Genomic DNA, 15,597 nt, shown 5'->3' on the forward strand with positions numbered 1-15,597 from the left:
AGGCCCACCTACGGAAATAGGTGGGCTTTTTTATTGGGTATTACTATCTCAGTGCACAAAAGGGAATTTGTATTTAAATAATAGCATATCCTTAAAGTTCTTATATTGAGAAATAAAGAAAAGACACCCCAAAGTGCCTTCCTCCGACTTGAACGACTTTAATTTTAATAATATAGTTCTAAGTTTAAAAACTATAGGGGTTTTTCCTGTGGGCTTTGTAAGTAGTTTTTACGAAATTATGAGTGTTTTTTATTCTGTATTTCAATAAGTTCATCTTTAATCATTTGTATATAATGTTCTTTTTCTCTTAGTTCAAATATAAATAATGCTTTTTTCATGTTATTAACAACATCTTCTTCATTATGTTGTTTAATCTTTAATAAATACTGACTTTTTAAATAGTATAGTTCACCTAGTAGGTATAAAGTGTCTAGATTAATAGCTAATTTGATGCCCTTATCAAGGTATTTTATTGCCTCTTCATGTTGATATGTGAGGTCCAAAAATTTTGCTAAATTTAAAATGATTTTTAATTTAATTTCTTTATCTCTAGGAAAATCTAACTTATTAAAATTGGTTAAACATCTTCTTAATATTTTAATACTTTTTTCATATTCTTTGTGTTCTGCATAAAATATAGCCATTGTCTTCATAATATCTATTTCTCTTTCTGATAAAAAATCAGAATTGGTTAAAGTTAGTTTTAATGCATGATTTAAAAGAGTTAAAGCAGTTTTTGTTGATCTATTTACCTCAAATATAGCAATTGCTTCATGCCATATTAGAAATTGTTTATCTTCTTTTGATTGAAAATTATTTTGTTTTTTTTCTTGTTTTACTATTTCATAAAGTTCTTTATATTGTTTTTGCTTTGCGCAATCTCTCATTACGTATTTTACATTTTTTACGTATTTTAATTTCTTGTTTTGAGTTAATGCAAATATATTATTTGGATCAATACCAAGCCGTTCAGATAATTGATACAACAATATGCTAGATGGATAAATCATACCTTTTTCTATTTTGCTAATTTGACTTTGTGAGCATATTCCATGACATAATTCGGATTGTGATATGTTTTTTTTAATTCTAATTTCTTTAATGGTAATACCCAAATCGTAAAATTCCATTTTTTCACCTACTATTTAGCACTTTATTAGTATACGAATATTCGCTAATCTTAAATATAATGTAAAATTAATATACTTGCAATTATTGTTTATTTTCAAGGACTTACAGTTTCTATAAAATGTTGAGGCTTTTTAATGCATAAAGAAAAGACACCCTAAGGTGCCTTCCTCCGACTTGAACCACTTTATTTTTATAATATGTATTGGACTCCCATCCGAATATTATTTTACCATGTTACATTATTTTGTTCATTGATGGGAATCATCATATCGCCATCAACCTAAGAGTACCTACTACCTTTGATGGAAGAATTAAGAAAGGTACAGAGTATATACAGTTAGATATGGAAACGTTAATGAACTCCCTTCAACCAGGACAAACATGCGTAATAGCTGATGCTTATGTAGGAATGATTGATAAAGGGCCAGCTCGTGTAATTGTTCATCGATTAACACAACAAAAGCAACAAAAACGATTACAAGATCAAGCTATAAGAGAAAAAAAGAAAGGAATGAAGTATTCTCCTCGTAGTAAACGCCCCAGTGATATCAATGTATATATAACAAATACCCCTACAGATATTGTCCCAATGAGACAGGTACATGACTGGTATTTTTTTGTGTTGGTAAATCGAAATTTTATTGAAAACGTGGAATTCATTCTTTTAAATTCATCATTGTAAAAAGATAAAATCAGAACGATTGGAATGTCATTTATATGGTCAATTGATTGCCATTCTATTCTGTTCTTCTAACATGTTTCAAATACGCCAATTGCTCCTCATAAAGAAAAAACGAGAGCTTAGTGAGTATAAAGACATATATATGATTAAAGACTATTTTCTCTCTCTGAATTCACATAATTTTTAAATATTATACCTTCACATTTTAAGATTTGGTATATAATGAAGGCAACCCGTAGTTAGAGTGTTTGCTCCGATTCAAATTATGAGATAGTTTGTTTCACCTTTTTTGCATTATCTAAAAAAGAACTTGTAGGGATTCCTACAAGTTCTTTTTGTGTTTTATTTTAAATAACCTACAATTTTTTAAATAATTAAAAGGCATAAGCTCAGTTTTACTTTTTACCAGTAACATGCTGTTAAATTTATCTTTCTTGTCCATCTGTTTGATTGGCTTGAAACTCCATTTTTAGCGCAATACTATCCCCTTGGAACACGTTCTGATCTGTGCCGTTGTCTTCAAATACAAACTTTATCCAAAACCAATCCATTTTCCCAGGATCCCAATCCAAAAGAAATTGTACTTTTTAATAGATGCCTAAATGTGTGTTAAGGAGCATAGAAACGTCGGAATTCATTTCTCGTTTCACTTATGAATTTAAAGATTTCGCCACTCATCACATGCCTTGCGAATATTTTCACGCATATTATTTGTAATTTCTAACCTATCATTTAAGAAAGTATCTCTCTGTGAGATTATCTCATCTTTAGCACTCAAATAGAGCCTTTGAATAGATGAAAAATTTCTACCAGCTTCGGTTAATCTATATCGTGGGATACCTAGAGATTCTGTGTACCATAGTGGATCTGTTAGTGATATAGGATTAGAATCATATATATGAACCTTTGTGTCTAAATTCTCATCCCATTCATCTACAAAATTAAACCTGTATTTGAGTGTAGGATAAGAATTAGAAGTAGTAGGAGCTGTAATCATATCGTAGAGGCCACTATTAGCATACATTGCATCGCCTACACTTACATTTGTAAAGTAAACTAATTTGTCACCACGTGGTTCACATAAAGCAGCATACTCATCCCCACAACGACTTAAAGTAGCTTTATACCCAGAGTCAATTTCACTAAGAGCTTTTATGTCAGTTAGATGCAAAGTACAAATGTAAACAAGGGCTGTTATACTTTCAAACGTTTCAAAACGTACTAAATCTGATACTAAATCTGAACCATCGTCATATATGCCGTGTAAAATATTTACATCACTGCTCTCTGGATAGCCCTGAAGACGTCTCGCAATACTGTCACAATTAGCTACATAGTGATCTAAAAAGTCTTGGTCAATTATTTTTTTAACCCTATCACAAATTTCTTCTACTGCTTGTTTCACCGCTTCTTGAGCACTATCTTCTGATGGAAACATTTCGCTTATTATTGCTGTACCTATTGAAGAACCCAAAGAACTAGCTCCTATTTTTAATATTTTCTGCCAGTTTAACTCGTCATTTATCATAATGAACACTCCTTTATAATTAGAATGCTCACCATCATTTCAGTTTTATACATTTTTTATCCCCTTATGCATTTTGGACACAGTTTAAGATGTTTGGTGTATATCTATATATGAAATTACCAGTGTTTCAAGAATCGGCTTTACCCCTATACGATAGCCCTCTTCAAAAAATAGCTACTGTATTTGCACATGTGGACACGTGGACATTTGTACAAGTTCACATTTACACATGCACAACTGGCACAAAATGAACAAAGGTCTATGCAAAAAATCATTCGATTCATACATTTGGAGTAATAAAACATTGTTTCATCCTCCATAAACAGAACGTTTATTCTTATCATGAACCTTTTGTTTCGTGTTATACAACCATTTAGAATATATTTTTTTATTATCATTATGATACGTGAAATTATTAATTTAATTCTTCAATATTCGACGACTCAACAATATGATATCTCTTAATTTATTAAACTTGTTTTCATTGCTCCATAAATAAAAAAAAGCCTAAACCCTTGTGTGTCAATAGGTTCAAGCTTTTAAATTTATAGGAATACCCTTTGCAACAAGTTGCCATTAGGATAGTGTATCAGCAACTTGTAGCTATTACTATGAATGCTACATTCTTCAAAAATATTACACATTTTTTAGATTTTCTTTATATTATTCTATGCTTTATTTAAAATTATAATTCCATATTTATGAACAAAAGTTTAGATTTATGGAAATTTGGACAAGTTATTATTACCACAAGCTTAATTAGGGGGGATTCCGATGTTTGGGTTAGGAAAAAAAAGAACTCCATTTGGTGAATATTTAGACCGTAGAGGGATTAAACAACAATGGTTAGTACAACGAACCGGATTAAGTAAATCTTTAATAAGTGATTTAGCAAATAAGAAGGATCGAATTCCTACCTTAACATCCGCAACTAAAATCATTAAAACACTAAGGAAATTTGATAAACGTATTGATTATCATGATTTTTGGGACATAAATGCTTAAAACAACTAAAATATATCTTCCATTACAAATGTTCTCATAAACACATTTCGGTTTATAGCATATTGCTCTAACTTTGATTGTCGATAGTCTGATAATGTAAAAAACTTAATTACTGGAACAATAGCATTCTGTCTTTTATAGATATCTGTTATATGGCCATATAACTGTATTTTATGTTCGTTTGCCTTCATATGTTGCATACGATCTATTTCAACAAAATGGGGAACATTATCCTCAAAATACGTTGCGTCAGGAATAATCTGATACCGTTGACCATTAATTGAAAACTCGATAGGTCTTTCTGTTTTCCATTCTGGAAATCCAAGCCACATCCAGCTTTCGTTTCGCATTAATATGTGCTGTAATTGACTACTTTTCTTTACTTCTTTTGTAATGCCTAATAAATCCCGCCCCTTTTTATTTAAATAATATACGTGTTCACGAGCCATTTTTGTAATGTGACAATACGGGTGCAGATCCTTTAATACACGATTTTCATTTCGAATACTCCCTAGACAGTGGATGGCTTGTAATTGCCTCCTAGTTAAAAAATCCAACTTACTTAAAGTGGATAAAATCTAGATTTGTCTCGCTTTCTGTTTGAGTGTTTGATGCCTCATTTTGCTCCACCACCTTATATTGCTTTAGTAACTCCCACATATCTGTATCCTTTAAAAAAGGTACCTGAATTTCTTCTGTACGATCAGTCTTAAATAATGCTCTTCCTGGAAGGGAAGGTAAATCTTCAAGACCTGGTTCATCCAAAGCAACTTGTGAGGCGACCGCCGTTGGTAATCGAAAGCCTATTTTCGCATCAGCGTTTTGTTTAATTTGTCTTGGTAATGTATCAGAAGTAGGATATTGCGTACAAAATATGAGCCGGAATCCTAAACCACCTCCAATTCTTGCGACTTCGGACAACATCTCCTGGCACAAAAATAATACATTACGTTTTTTTTTAGGTAATCCCTGTGTAGGACATAGATTTGCTCCTTCATCTACTATGATGAAGCAACGTTCTCTAATTGATGTGTCTATGATATTGGTAAAATAGGATTTCTTCATCATTTCAATCTGTTTTACCATCTTTTCACGTACTCTTTCCAACATTTCTAATGCCTGTTCCGGGTTTTCAGCGACTTCAACAACTTGGGATAGCTCTTTGTAAGGGCTAAACTCTAGCCCTTCTTTCAAATCAATAATAAAAATTTTCACGTGTTGAGATTGTTGTAAAATTAAACTAGTCATCACATTTTTTAAGAATACTGTCTTTCCAAAACGAGTCATTCCACTTACACACATATGCGGTGTTTTCTCAAAATCATGATATACATATTTATCTAATGCTTTCCCCATCATAACTCTCCATGTATGCTCTTTTAATAGATACTTAGACCAATTCCACATTTCAAGTATTCTTTGGCTAAATACTCGAATATGAAGCTCTCTTTGGTGAAACGATATTTTAACAGGTTTATATAGACCTTCTTCTAATACTTCAGCTAACTTTTGGATTAGTTGACTAGGTACACCAAGTGGTAACTTGTAAACATAATTCATACTTATATCATCTTTAATTTCTTTTATAAAAGTGGGATATTGTAATTCACCTTTATGCTGAACACATACCTTTGTAATTTCAAAAAACGTTGCAATTTTTTTCTTATCATTCGGTCCATTAATTTGGTAAAAATAAGCTACAGTTTTGAACTACCCCCACTTTCACTTCATTTAGAAGAGGAGGATTCCTAAGTAAAGAGTTCTATCGAACTCTAATTTATTAGGCTAGCTCCACAGTCCTTGCGGTTAGAAGCCTTATCGCTTCATTCTTTAGATTGATACTTGCGTTAATATCCCTATCATGTTGTGTACGACAAGAAGGGCATTCCCATTTACGTAGGTTTAGATTTTTAACGTCTTTGTTTTGATATCCACAACAAGAACATAATTGGCTGGAAGCAAATGTTTTCGAAACGACCATGACTTGTTTGCCGTACCATTTTGCTTTGTATTCCAACATGGTTCGAAACTGTGACCATGATACTTCACTAATTGCTTTTGCTAATTTATGATTCTTTAACATATTCGATACTTGCAAATCTTCTATACCGATAACATCGTGGTTTTTGATGACTTCAGTTGAGATTTTGTCCAAGTAATCTTTTCTAGAATTTGCCATGTATTCATGAATTCTAGCCACTTTTACTCGTTGTTTATTCCAGCGAGAAGATCCTTTTGTTCTTCTAGAAAGAACACGCTGTGCTTTCGCCAACTTCTCTTCTAATGATCGAAAAAACTTCGGATTTTTATAGGTTGTCCCATCTGACAAAATGGCGAAATCTTTTAGTCCTACATCCATTCCAATGGAAGATTGTGTTTTCGGAAGTTCTTGTACTTCTGTTTCAACTAACAATGACACAAAGTATCTGCCAGAAGGATTCCGCCTAACTGTAGCATTTACAATACGTCCCTTTACTTCGCGACTCTTGGCAAATCGAACAAGACCTAGTTTCGGCAACTTTATCTTTTTTCCTACAATGGTAATGTTTTCATTTGTTTGTTTTGTGGTGTAAGATTGTACGTTGTTTTTCTTAGATTTGAAACGCGGGGCACTCGTTTGTTTTTTGAAAAAGCGTGTATAAGCATCCGCAAGGTTGCGAACAGACGACTGAATCGCAATACTATCCACTTCTTTTAGCCAAACAAACTCTTTCTTCATGGCAGGAAGTTTGGCAGAGCATGTACCATATGTCAAACCTTTTCCTGTTTTTCTGTATGCATTATCCCATAGAGATAGGAAGTGATTGAATACAAAACGAGCACAGCCAATTGTTTTATTAATTAGGGTTGCTTGTGTTTTATTTGGATAGATACGAAATTTATATGCTTTATTAATCATCATTCCTTTCACCTCCATTTCGGCATGTGTCTATTATACAACAAACATACATTCGATAGATAGTGAAGTAACAGTTTATGTATGTCGAACAATTAAGATGGCTTCCTCCCATCCCTTGTCCGAAGCCAATTCATCTCGCACCTACTCACTTCGCGTTCCTTGAGGAAGGAGCCTTCTTGGCTAAAATGATAAACGTTGCTGGGATTAATAAAAGTGACAACATTCCCTCCATACCTCCTTAAGGTAGTTGAGCCTGTATGGAAGCTTAGAAAAAGCTGTTTAAAATGCGCTATTATAATCATTTTCAACTACCGGATGTAATGCTAGCGTAGAAACACATCTAGAATATCCATTAGAACGTACCAAACGCTCCCAATTAGTAAGCATTTAAGACCCGCACGTAGCAACCAACCTGGAAGATAAAAACCTTTCTTCTTCAGCAATTTTATTCCTAAAACTGAAGCTCCCGTCACGCCATACACAATCCCTAGCTCTCCAATGATAGTCATATTAACCCCATCCTTTTGGTTTAATGGACAAATTCCCTTTATCGTCCTTAAAAAGTTGATATTCATCTAATAGCTGATTCCAGGAGACGGCCAGTTCATCACCATATAGATCCTCTTCGATTTTTTGACTTAAATAACAATACCCTCGGTATTGTCGGTCCAGGTATACTTCATGTCTTCGCATGTGTTCTTGTATAGCACATACGTTTTCTTCATTTTTAGTAGCTTTGTACATTTGTTTCAATGTTCGAGAAGAATACAGATAAGGTGTACTATAAAGCATTTGATATTGATTCATATGTCTTCACCATCCATATAGAATTCTAGATACACTAAATACATATGATAATGATATAAGTTTTCGAATTTGTCCCTAAAAAAATACGTCATTCCTATTTTGGAATGACGTTTGACAGGAATCTTAAATAGGAATGACATGTTGCTATAGCCTTAAAAAATAACTGTGAGGATGGCTATAGATTTATTTTTGAACACACAATGGTATTTAATGAATGCTATAGTTTTGTTAGTTTTTTTATAATCAATTTTTATTTTTATACTATATCAGTTTGTTTATGAATATTAGTTAATAAAATCTAATATAAATATATATCTTATATATATTTAAAATATAAAGATAAAACTTATATAGGACTGAAAAATGTAAGTATATCCTTACTGTAACAAAGCTTTTTAACAGTACATAGCGTAAAAAATCATAAATAGTAGAATTTTACAGCAGAAAAATAAACCATATTAAGCTCTAAAATCTACAAATAATCATAAATGAAACTTAGTATTTCTACATAAAAAATGAAACAAATTAATACATTATTAAACATATTTATTCAATCGTGAAATTTCATATGAATTCACGCACTCTCCACAATTTGATTATAGTTACCCACAAAAGATTCACATTATGTGTTAATTAATCAACATAATCCATATTTAGCACATAACTCACATGAATATTGATGATTTTTGATAGATGAAGGCATATAAGCTATTTATATCAATGATAATTGCACTAAATTACTCACATTATGTGTTATTTATCTACTTATCCACGAAATTTAATTTATTTCTTATGATTTCTTGTAGGTATTTGAATGTATTTAGACAACTCATAACGTCTTCTTACGAAAGTATGTGTGGAAATTGAGATAGATACCATACTATTTTTGTATATGATTGCATAAAAAAAGACTCTATTATGAATAGAATCGAGTATAGTTACTTATTATGAAGAAGGAGTAAAATTCTTTTAAATAAATGGATCAACACGAATAGCCCTCTATCTTGAATTTTTTTCAAAAATAGAGAGCTGATGATGATTAGTTCGCTTCCATTGCTGTCAGTACTTGCTCAGCTGTTGTTACTTGGATACCAGCGCGTATTAACTGTTCAAAGGCACGCATAAATGTAATTAAATTGAAGCTATCTGGTACTTCAATAACACGAAGCTTTTCTTTCGGTAATTTATCTATCTTTTCAATGAACAATTCACGAACATCACTAGGAATAATACGCTCTTTATGCCCTCTTGCTTTTAAGAGTTCACGTATTTCAATTTCTAAAGCCATATAAGCGTTTAGGTTTGTACCTTGTTCATAGGCGTACTTTCTAAACAACGTTTCTTCTTGATACTTTAGATAGTTGCGGTGATACGATTCCTCTGTAACAGGTACAGCAAATTTAGAATTTAGTAATTCATATGTTTTGCGGAACAACTTTTTGATGTTTCGCAGAGAGTACATAGAGAAATGCAATCCGAAATCAAATACAGCTTGTTCTTTTTGTTCTTTTGGAACATGCTGTGTAATAAGCGGATAGATACCTTCTTTAGCAGCTGTATCAAGAATTTTATATTGTGATGTTTGATTTAATAATTTCTTCAGTGTATATACTAACTTGCTTGGATATTCTTCATTACGATCTATCATGTCACGTAAGCTATGAATTACACTTCGAATTTGTCGATTGCATGTATGTTTTAGCACATGAATAAATTTGTTCATGTCTTGTGTAAATTCTCCAATACTCATCTCTTGTAGTACGGATTCAATAAAACGAGCTTTACGAGCATAAGTAAGCTTTGGTGTGAATGGATCACGATACTGTACTTCTCCGCTTTCTTTTGTACATAAGAAATCCGTATGTAAGGATAGATATAGAGTTGTATATCTTTTTTTATTCTTAACCCCTTTTTGTAATTTACAAATTTTGAATAGTGGAGTCCCTGTACATGGTAATGCAGTTGTTAACTCTGTTATAACCGCACGTATCTGATGTGGGTATTTTTTATGTAAGAAGCGGTACATCCCACCAAAATGAGTTCTATTCCCTCTTTCATCTTGTTTGTCTAAGGAACGTTTTAGTGTAGTTTCACTGTGCTGTTGCATTGCCATATCTAAGAATAGTTTCTTAGATGCAATTGATAACTCAAAGAAAGCTTTTGTAAATACCACTGGGCTAATATAAACATATGCATTGGCCTTTTCAGTTTCCTCATTCATAAAATGAGTTAATTTAATTGTATATCGGCCATCTAATTCATTTTCAATCGAAATAATGTTATGTATACTTAATTTCTTTAACGCAATATAGAATTGAGAATGCTGTATGTAAGCAAATTCTTCTTTATACAGTTTGTAATCTTCCCACATCATATGTATTGTTACATTTGGAATGACTCCATTTGTGTAACATTTTTTATGTAGATATAAGAAGACCTCCAGATCTGCGTTTGTAATGCCATATAATTTATGCTTTCTTCCCATTGTTTCCGAAATAGCAGATAGTGTACGACGTGAAAAAGATGGTTTAGCCTGTGCAACGAAGCCATCCACATCGGCAATACGCTCTTCGTATGTCATATGATCAACAATATCCTCAAGGTATGTATCTTTATAGCTGTAGTATTTCTCTTCGAAAGTTTCAACAAGTTTTTGCCAAGACTTCAGTGTTACTAAAACTGCATTTGTGGATTGTCCATTTAGACTACGTTGATTACGAATAATAAATGATTTTCCCATCTTTTTCACCTCCTACCTATAAATCTTGAAATAAATACCAAAAACTATAAAATATATCAATTTTGATTATATCAAATCGAAATTTGATGAAATGCGTCCCTTTAAGAGAAAAAATGAAAAGATGAAACGCCCTTTAATCCCTTGTGTATCAAGGGGTTTCAGGATTCGTTCTTTTTTTTTTATGGACATGATATAGCTATAGATTTTCATATTGGTAGAAAAGATGAAAAATAGAAAAAAAACCTTATAAGCATGATTAAATCAACAATTATATCGATTTTTAAAAAATAAAAAGGGACATGATATGGCTATAAATTTTCATATTAATAATTATGAATTGAATAGGAAAAACTCTTTAAATAGTGATGTTAATGGGCTTTATCTGTAATTTTTCAATTGAAAAAGGGACATGAATTAGCTAGGCGAGTTTTCATGTTCGGTTAAAAAAAGGAACATCATATAGCTATGGATTTTCATGTTGCATAAATACATGAAAATAGAGTTAGAAACGTGTAAATCCTTAATATGAAAGGGTTTATAGGCTTTTTATCTAAAAAGAAAGGGACATCATATAGCTATAAATTTTCATAACTAATAGTATTGCTGTAATAGAAAAGCTTATATATCAAGGTTTAAGCACTTTTAGAAAAAATTTTTCGAGTTAATAAAAAAGGGACACATAATGTTATTTTTGTTTCATGTTTTGTTAAAAAGGGACATGATATGGCTATAAATTTTCATGTTCATGAGTTTGGGATGTTCGAAGTAATCGAAAAATAAAAGCACTAAACAAGACTTGTTAAGCGTAGTTCCCCTTTTGAATATTAGGCATAAAACGATTAAACTTTATTTTCAAGCTAGAGTAACTATGTTTTTAAGGTGAAATTAGAGCAAGGTGAATAAAATGTCGAAAATATAAGAATTTTGTTATTTTTTTGTTGACTTATGTTATTTATAATGTTAAACTCATAACAACAAAGAAAGAGTAAACGAAAACCCTTAGCGATTAAATTGTCAGAATATTCACTTTTTATTGGTTACTCCATGTGATTTTCACGTTTGTGTATTGCTTTTCCACTCTTCTTTGTTCTTCCTTATAAAAGAAAACAACCTGTTTTTATCCAAGTTGTTTTCTCTTATAAAGATTTAATTTTTTTTAACATTTGGGATTACTATTTTAAAAATTATTATTGTTTAGGAGGGATAGCCAATAGCTTGGACACTTAATGAAGAGTTTTTATTACAATGGAGCGGATCCAGAAAGAGGTGAAAAACAAGAAATTTGGATATTAGTTTTTTAACTTTAGAAAAGGAAGAATAAAAATATAGTGGACATACAATTACAATAAAGGAATGCAGTATAGATTATTATACTTGCATTCCTTTGCCATGAAAATGTATGGTGTTAGTGCGTTATATAATATAAAAGTTGTCCTGAATTTTCTACCTATATTTTCTATATTGAATTTTATCAATCCTGTTTACTAGTTCATTTAATGATGATTTGTTTAGGGATTCTCACAGTTATCTTTCCTGGTTATCATAATATGTTTTATCTGCGTATTTTTTATCATTTCCTTTTAGGTAGGCTAAGATTACTTTTGGATTTTTAAGTAAAGCCCAGTCTCCATATGTATCAAATCTTCTGCATGAAGTGATCATTCCATTTTTAATTGTACCGAATTTCTTATTATTTTGCTTTCCCCATTCTTTTAACCGTTTAGCGAAATCTGCATCTTCTGCCATAAGCATGTTTTCATTAAATCCGTTGATTTCCATAAAGTCTTTTTTATAGCACCAAAAAATCCCGACAGATATAGCTCCATACTTAAAAAGTAAGGGGATTATTATTAAAATTGCGGAAAAGAATATTCCTAAAGATATTCTTTCAAACTTCCCAGTTACCCCACCACCAATGTATTTACCTGAAGCTAAATATTTATCTACATTAGATAACATAGACTCTGCCATTTGAGTATCAGCATCTATAGTAATGATTATTTCTCCACTAGCTATTTTAGCCCCTGCATTTCGGATTTTAGACAAATTTTTATCGTTATTTTTTAATGTAATACAATGATAAGATTTTGCTATTTCCTCTGTTTTATCTGTGCAACGATTTAAAACAACTATGACTTCAATTTGATCTTTATATGCTTCTGATGCCTTTGCAATTGAATCTAAACATTTTCTAATGTACTTTTCTTCATTGTGAGCAGGTATTATAATAGAAAACTTCACATCTTTTTTAAAATTGACTCCTGAAGGTTCATTTGTATCAGTCATAATATTCCCCCTTTTTATAAAGTGAATTTTAACTATACATAACATATATTAACATTTTTGAGGTTTTATTAGAGAAAGTAAAAATAAAATTTAATCGTTTTGAAAAAAGATGCCCCGTTTTATCCCTTTGGATTTTACAAATTGATTGAGTCTTGTATAATCAGTTACAGAGCGGGCTATAAGTATGCAAACTAGAGCCTTTAACATGTTAACAACGGAATAGGAATGGGAATATTCTGACTTCATTTCTAGTTTTTATAAAAAGGAACATCATATAGCTAATTATTTTCAAGTTCAGATTAAGAATAACTAAATGTATATAAGGAGCAGAATTTATATGGATGACGTTCTACAATTGTTTAGAGATGCACTATCAATAACGGAACAATTGTATAAACAAGATGAGCAATTGTGGCAAAAATGGGTGTCTTATTATGTTGAGGTTGAAGCAGATAAAAGTAAAATTGTGACTTCAGAATACCTTTCTCCATCATTTTCAATGCTCGTACAGTGGCTAGAGCAACAACAAAGAAAAGGTGTTTCTCCTCTAGATATATATAGAAATATCGATGAATATAGATTAAGCATTGATGAGACAATAGGTGTCTTTATTGAACAAGAGTTTCGTAAAAATCAGACAGTTAGTAATAAAGTGCATACAGCAACAAGTGAATCAAATGTAAGCACATTGAATGAAAACTATTTAGAAGTAAATAACTCCGCAGTATATTATAAGTTAAGGGATGGAATAGCTAAAAATCAATTTGAAGAAGATGAAAACACACGGTTAAAATCATATCCTATTGAAACAAAGGATAGTAATGGAGTGGCACAGCTTTCCTCTCATAAAGATGAAGATCTAAAATTAACGAATATTGAAGAGGCAGCAAGATGGAATACCTTAGTAGATGGTGTAATGAGTAATATGGATGATCTAACTGCAGATTGTTTAGATAGCATCACGATTCAATGGTTGAATGAAGCAAAATCGCCTGATGAATTTATTGATTTTTCATATGAACAAGTTTTAGAGATGTGCAGTATTTCAAAGGCTAAGGCAAATGGTGTTGAATACTACAGGGTAGAAGATAAAATTAAAGTAGCGAAGCGGATTGCGGCCTTAGCAAGTATTTTTATATATCTAAATGATGACAATGAAGTAGTCGTATTAAATGATCGTGCTGAAACAGGTAAGCATTATGAAGTAAAACGTGAGGTAATTAAAAGACTATTCGTATTAGATTCTGTGGTTCTATGGAGAGATAAAAATACAAACGAATACATGGGAATAGAATCATGCCGAATCAAACCGGGGAGTTTCTTATCCGGATACTTATATGGATCTAATAGTACTACCGCATTATTATCAAAAAAGGCACTTGAATATAATAGTTATAGACATAAATATCATAAAAGGTTAATTCGATATTTGACATGGCAATGGAGAATACGTCAAATGTTTTCTAGTTTACAAAGACCTTATTCCATAGGTGGAGATAAAGGTTTGTTAGCAGTTATGGGGATAAACCAGAAACAAAAACCGAATCGTATTCGCGAACAATTAGAAAATGTTCTTATGGATCTAGAAAAAGAAGAGGTAATTTCTCATTGGGAATATGATAATGGTTTAGAAGAAGAAAAACTAACAAAAAAGAATTGGTTTAAAAACTATTATTCACAGTTAGGAATAGTAATATTGCCGCCCAAAGAACTAATTAGTTCAATGGAAAACTTAGCAAAAAAGAAAACAATTGATACGATACATGAGGAAAATCAGCCAATAAAAATTGTGGAAAAACCATTAGATACAACTGAAAATGAACAAGTAATTAGAGAGAAAATAGAGTTTGTGCATATGAAAAAGAATATAACTATGCGAGAGCTTTCACTAGAGATAGGTATATCGCAGCCTACTCTTTCTAGATTTTATAATAAAAAAACAAAACGTCTCTCTAGTGCGGCGAGAAGCAAATTAAATCAATGGTATAAACGACAGTTAATCATTGATAAGATGTAAGTTGAAAATTAAACCTAAAAAAAGAGTCCTATTTCTAGGACTCTTTTTTTAGAGTATTTACATACTAATTACCAAATAAACTTGCCGTATCAAGATCATCATATTCATCATTCAAAACATTTGTTTCAGATTTAGAAACGTCTTCTTTTTTTTCATCTTCATTATCGGGCTTCTCTTCAGAAGTTCCAATTACTTCATTAGGAGATTTAATCTCATTATGGATGTTTTGATCATCATTTTTGATAATGAGTTTTGAATCATTCAATAGGACCCGTTTTACCTCATTTAAAAAATCTTTATCTTGAAGTAAGATCTCTCTTTGCATTTGTTGTTGAATCTTATAATCACCAACATCTTGTAAACCATGTTTATCAATAAAGTAACAGACAAGTTTATATAATGAATCTGCTATATTCCCTTGAGATTCAAACCATTTAAAGAACTCTTCATTCTCAATTTTTTTGAGATTCCAAAAGAAAGATTCTCTTTTCTTGTCAGCCAT

12 protein-coding genes and 2 pseudogenes are annotated in these 15,597 nt (G+C 31.4%); 3 read left to right on the top strand and 11 right to left on the bottom strand.

Annotation, left to right across the window (positions count from 1 at the left end):
• Positions 1–236 precede the first annotated feature (236 nt).
• A complete protein-coding gene (locus MHH42_RS30315) occupies positions 237–1,130 on the bottom strand; it encodes a helix-turn-helix domain-containing protein (protein ID WP_340895320.1) in 894 nt (297 codons plus the stop codon).
• Positions 1,131–1,432: 302 nt separating this feature from the next.
• Here MHH42_RS30315 and MHH42_RS30320 point away from each other — a divergent pair.
• Positions 1,433–1,982: pseudogene (locus MHH42_RS30320) on the top strand (transposase); the annotation flags it as partial.
• Between the two features lie 256 nt (positions 1,983–2,238).
• Here the strand turns inward: MHH42_RS30320 and MHH42_RS30325 are convergent.
• Positions 2,239–2,373 (bottom strand): annotated as a pseudogene (locus MHH42_RS30325) (TasA family protein); the annotation flags it as partial.
• Positions 2,374–2,471: 98 nt separating this feature from the next.
• Complete coding sequence (locus tag MHH42_RS30330) at positions 2,472–3,341, bottom strand: hypothetical protein (protein ID WP_340895322.1); 870 nt, start codon at positions 3,339–3,341, stop codon at positions 2,472–2,474.
• A 774-nt stretch (positions 3,342–4,115) separates the two neighbouring features.
• On the opposite strand from MHH42_RS30330, the gene MHH42_RS30335 reads away from it, so the two are divergent.
• Positions 4,116–4,346, top strand: a complete 231-nt coding sequence (locus MHH42_RS30335; protein WP_000467336.1) for a helix-turn-helix domain-containing protein — start codon at positions 4,116–4,118, stop codon at positions 4,344–4,346.
• 5 nt (positions 4,347–4,351) lie between these two features.
• Here MHH42_RS30335 and MHH42_RS30340 read toward each other — a convergent pair whose 3' ends face one another.
• The 7 genes from MHH42_RS30340 to MHH42_RS30370 form a co-directional block, all read right to left on the bottom strand.
• Complete coding sequence (locus MHH42_RS30340) at positions 4,352–4,924, bottom strand: replication-relaxation family protein (RefSeq protein ID WP_340895421.1); 573 nt, start codon at positions 4,922–4,924, stop codon at positions 4,352–4,354.
• Positions 4,905–6,029 carry an FtsK/SpoIIIE domain-containing protein gene (locus tag MHH42_RS30345; protein WP_340895423.1) on the bottom strand — a complete coding sequence of 375 codons (1,125 nt, stop codon included), beginning with the start codon at positions 6,027–6,029 and terminating at the stop codon, positions 4,905–4,907. Before MHH42_RS30345 ends, MHH42_RS30340 begins: the two co-directional genes overlap by 20 nt.
• Before the next feature lie 97 nt (positions 6,030–6,126).
• Complete coding sequence (tnpB, locus tag MHH42_RS30350) at positions 6,127–7,248, bottom strand: IS200/IS605 family element RNA-guided endonuclease TnpB (RefSeq protein ID WP_340895324.1); 1,122 nt, start codon at positions 7,246–7,248, stop codon at positions 6,127–6,129.
• A 320-nt stretch (positions 7,249–7,568) separates the two neighbouring features.
• Complete coding sequence (locus MHH42_RS30355; protein WP_000152454.1) at positions 7,569–7,754, bottom strand: hypothetical protein; 186 nt, start codon at positions 7,752–7,754, stop codon at positions 7,569–7,571.
• Position 7,755: 1 nt separating this feature from the next.
• Complete coding sequence (locus tag MHH42_RS30360; RefSeq protein ID WP_340895326.1) at positions 7,756–8,052, bottom strand: hypothetical protein; 297 nt, start codon at positions 8,050–8,052, stop codon at positions 7,756–7,758.
• A gap of 1,039 nt (positions 8,053–9,091) precedes the next feature.
• Positions 9,092–10,792, bottom strand: a complete 1,701-nt coding sequence (locus tag MHH42_RS30365; protein ID WP_340895328.1) for a hypothetical protein — start codon at positions 10,790–10,792, stop codon at positions 9,092–9,094.
• 1,524 nt (positions 10,793–12,316) lie between these two features.
• Entirely contained in the window at positions 12,317–13,078 is a 762-nt protein-coding gene (locus MHH42_RS30370) for a glycosyltransferase (RefSeq protein ID WP_097854456.1), read from the bottom strand.
• Between the two features lie 337 nt (positions 13,079–13,415).
• Here MHH42_RS30370 and MHH42_RS30375 point away from each other — a divergent pair, with 337 nt between their 5' ends.
• On the top strand, positions 13,416–15,095 hold the full coding sequence (locus tag MHH42_RS30375; protein ID WP_340895330.1) for a helix-turn-helix domain-containing protein: 1,680 nt from the start codon (positions 13,416–13,418) through the stop codon (positions 15,093–15,095).
• Positions 15,096–15,159: 64 nt separating this feature from the next.
• Here the strand turns inward: MHH42_RS30375 and MHH42_RS30380 are convergent, their stop codons facing one another.
• Positions 15,160–15,597 (bottom strand): hypothetical protein, encoded by a 438-nt coding sequence (locus tag MHH42_RS30380; RefSeq protein WP_000763936.1) that lies wholly within the window; start codon positions 15,595–15,597, stop codon positions 15,160–15,162.

Origin of the sequence: Bacillus sp. FSL L8-0099 (genome assembly GCF_038006385.1) — a bacterium.
Taxonomy (GTDB): Bacteria; Bacillota; Bacilli; order Bacillales; family Bacillaceae_G; genus Bacillus_A; species Bacillus_A toyonensis.

What these genes read in the sequence shown, in the direction of transcription:
- MHH42_RS30360 (WP_340895326.1), bottom strand. Translation starts at nt 8,052, where the DNA reads ATGAATCAATATCAAATGCTTTATAGTACACCTTATCTGTATTCTTCT.
- MHH42_RS30335 (WP_000467336.1), top strand. Translation starts at nt 4,116, where the DNA reads ATGTTTGGGTTAGGAAAAAAAAGAACTCCATTTGGTGAATATTTAGAC.
- tnpB (WP_340895324.1), bottom strand. Translation starts at nt 7,248, where the DNA reads ATGATGATTAATAAAGCATATAAATTTCGTATCTATCCAAATAAAACA.
- MHH42_RS30355 (WP_000152454.1), bottom strand. Translation starts at nt 7,754, where the DNA reads ATGACTATCATTGGAGAGCTAGGGATTGTGTATGGCGTGACGGGAGCT.
- MHH42_RS30370 (WP_097854456.1), bottom strand. Translation starts at nt 13,078, where the DNA reads ATGACTGATACAAATGAACCTTCAGGAGTCAATTTTAAAAAAGATGTG.
- MHH42_RS30380 (WP_000763936.1), bottom strand. Translation starts at nt 15,597, where the DNA reads ATGGCTGACAAGAAAAGAGAATCTTTCTTTTGGAATCTCAAAAAAATT.
- MHH42_RS30365 (WP_340895328.1), bottom strand. Translation starts at nt 10,792, where the DNA reads ATGGGAAAATCATTTATTATTCGTAATCAACGTAGTCTAAATGGACAA.
- MHH42_RS30375 (WP_340895330.1), top strand. Translation starts at nt 13,416, where the DNA reads ATGGATGACGTTCTACAATTGTTTAGAGATGCACTATCAATAACGGAA.
- MHH42_RS30315 (WP_340895320.1), bottom strand. Translation starts at nt 1,130, where the DNA reads ATGGAATTTTACGATTTGGGTATTACCATTAAAGAAATTAGAATTAAA.
- MHH42_RS30330 (WP_340895322.1), bottom strand. Translation starts at nt 3,341, where the DNA reads ATGATAAATGACGAGTTAAACTGGCAGAAAATATTAAAAATAGGAGCT.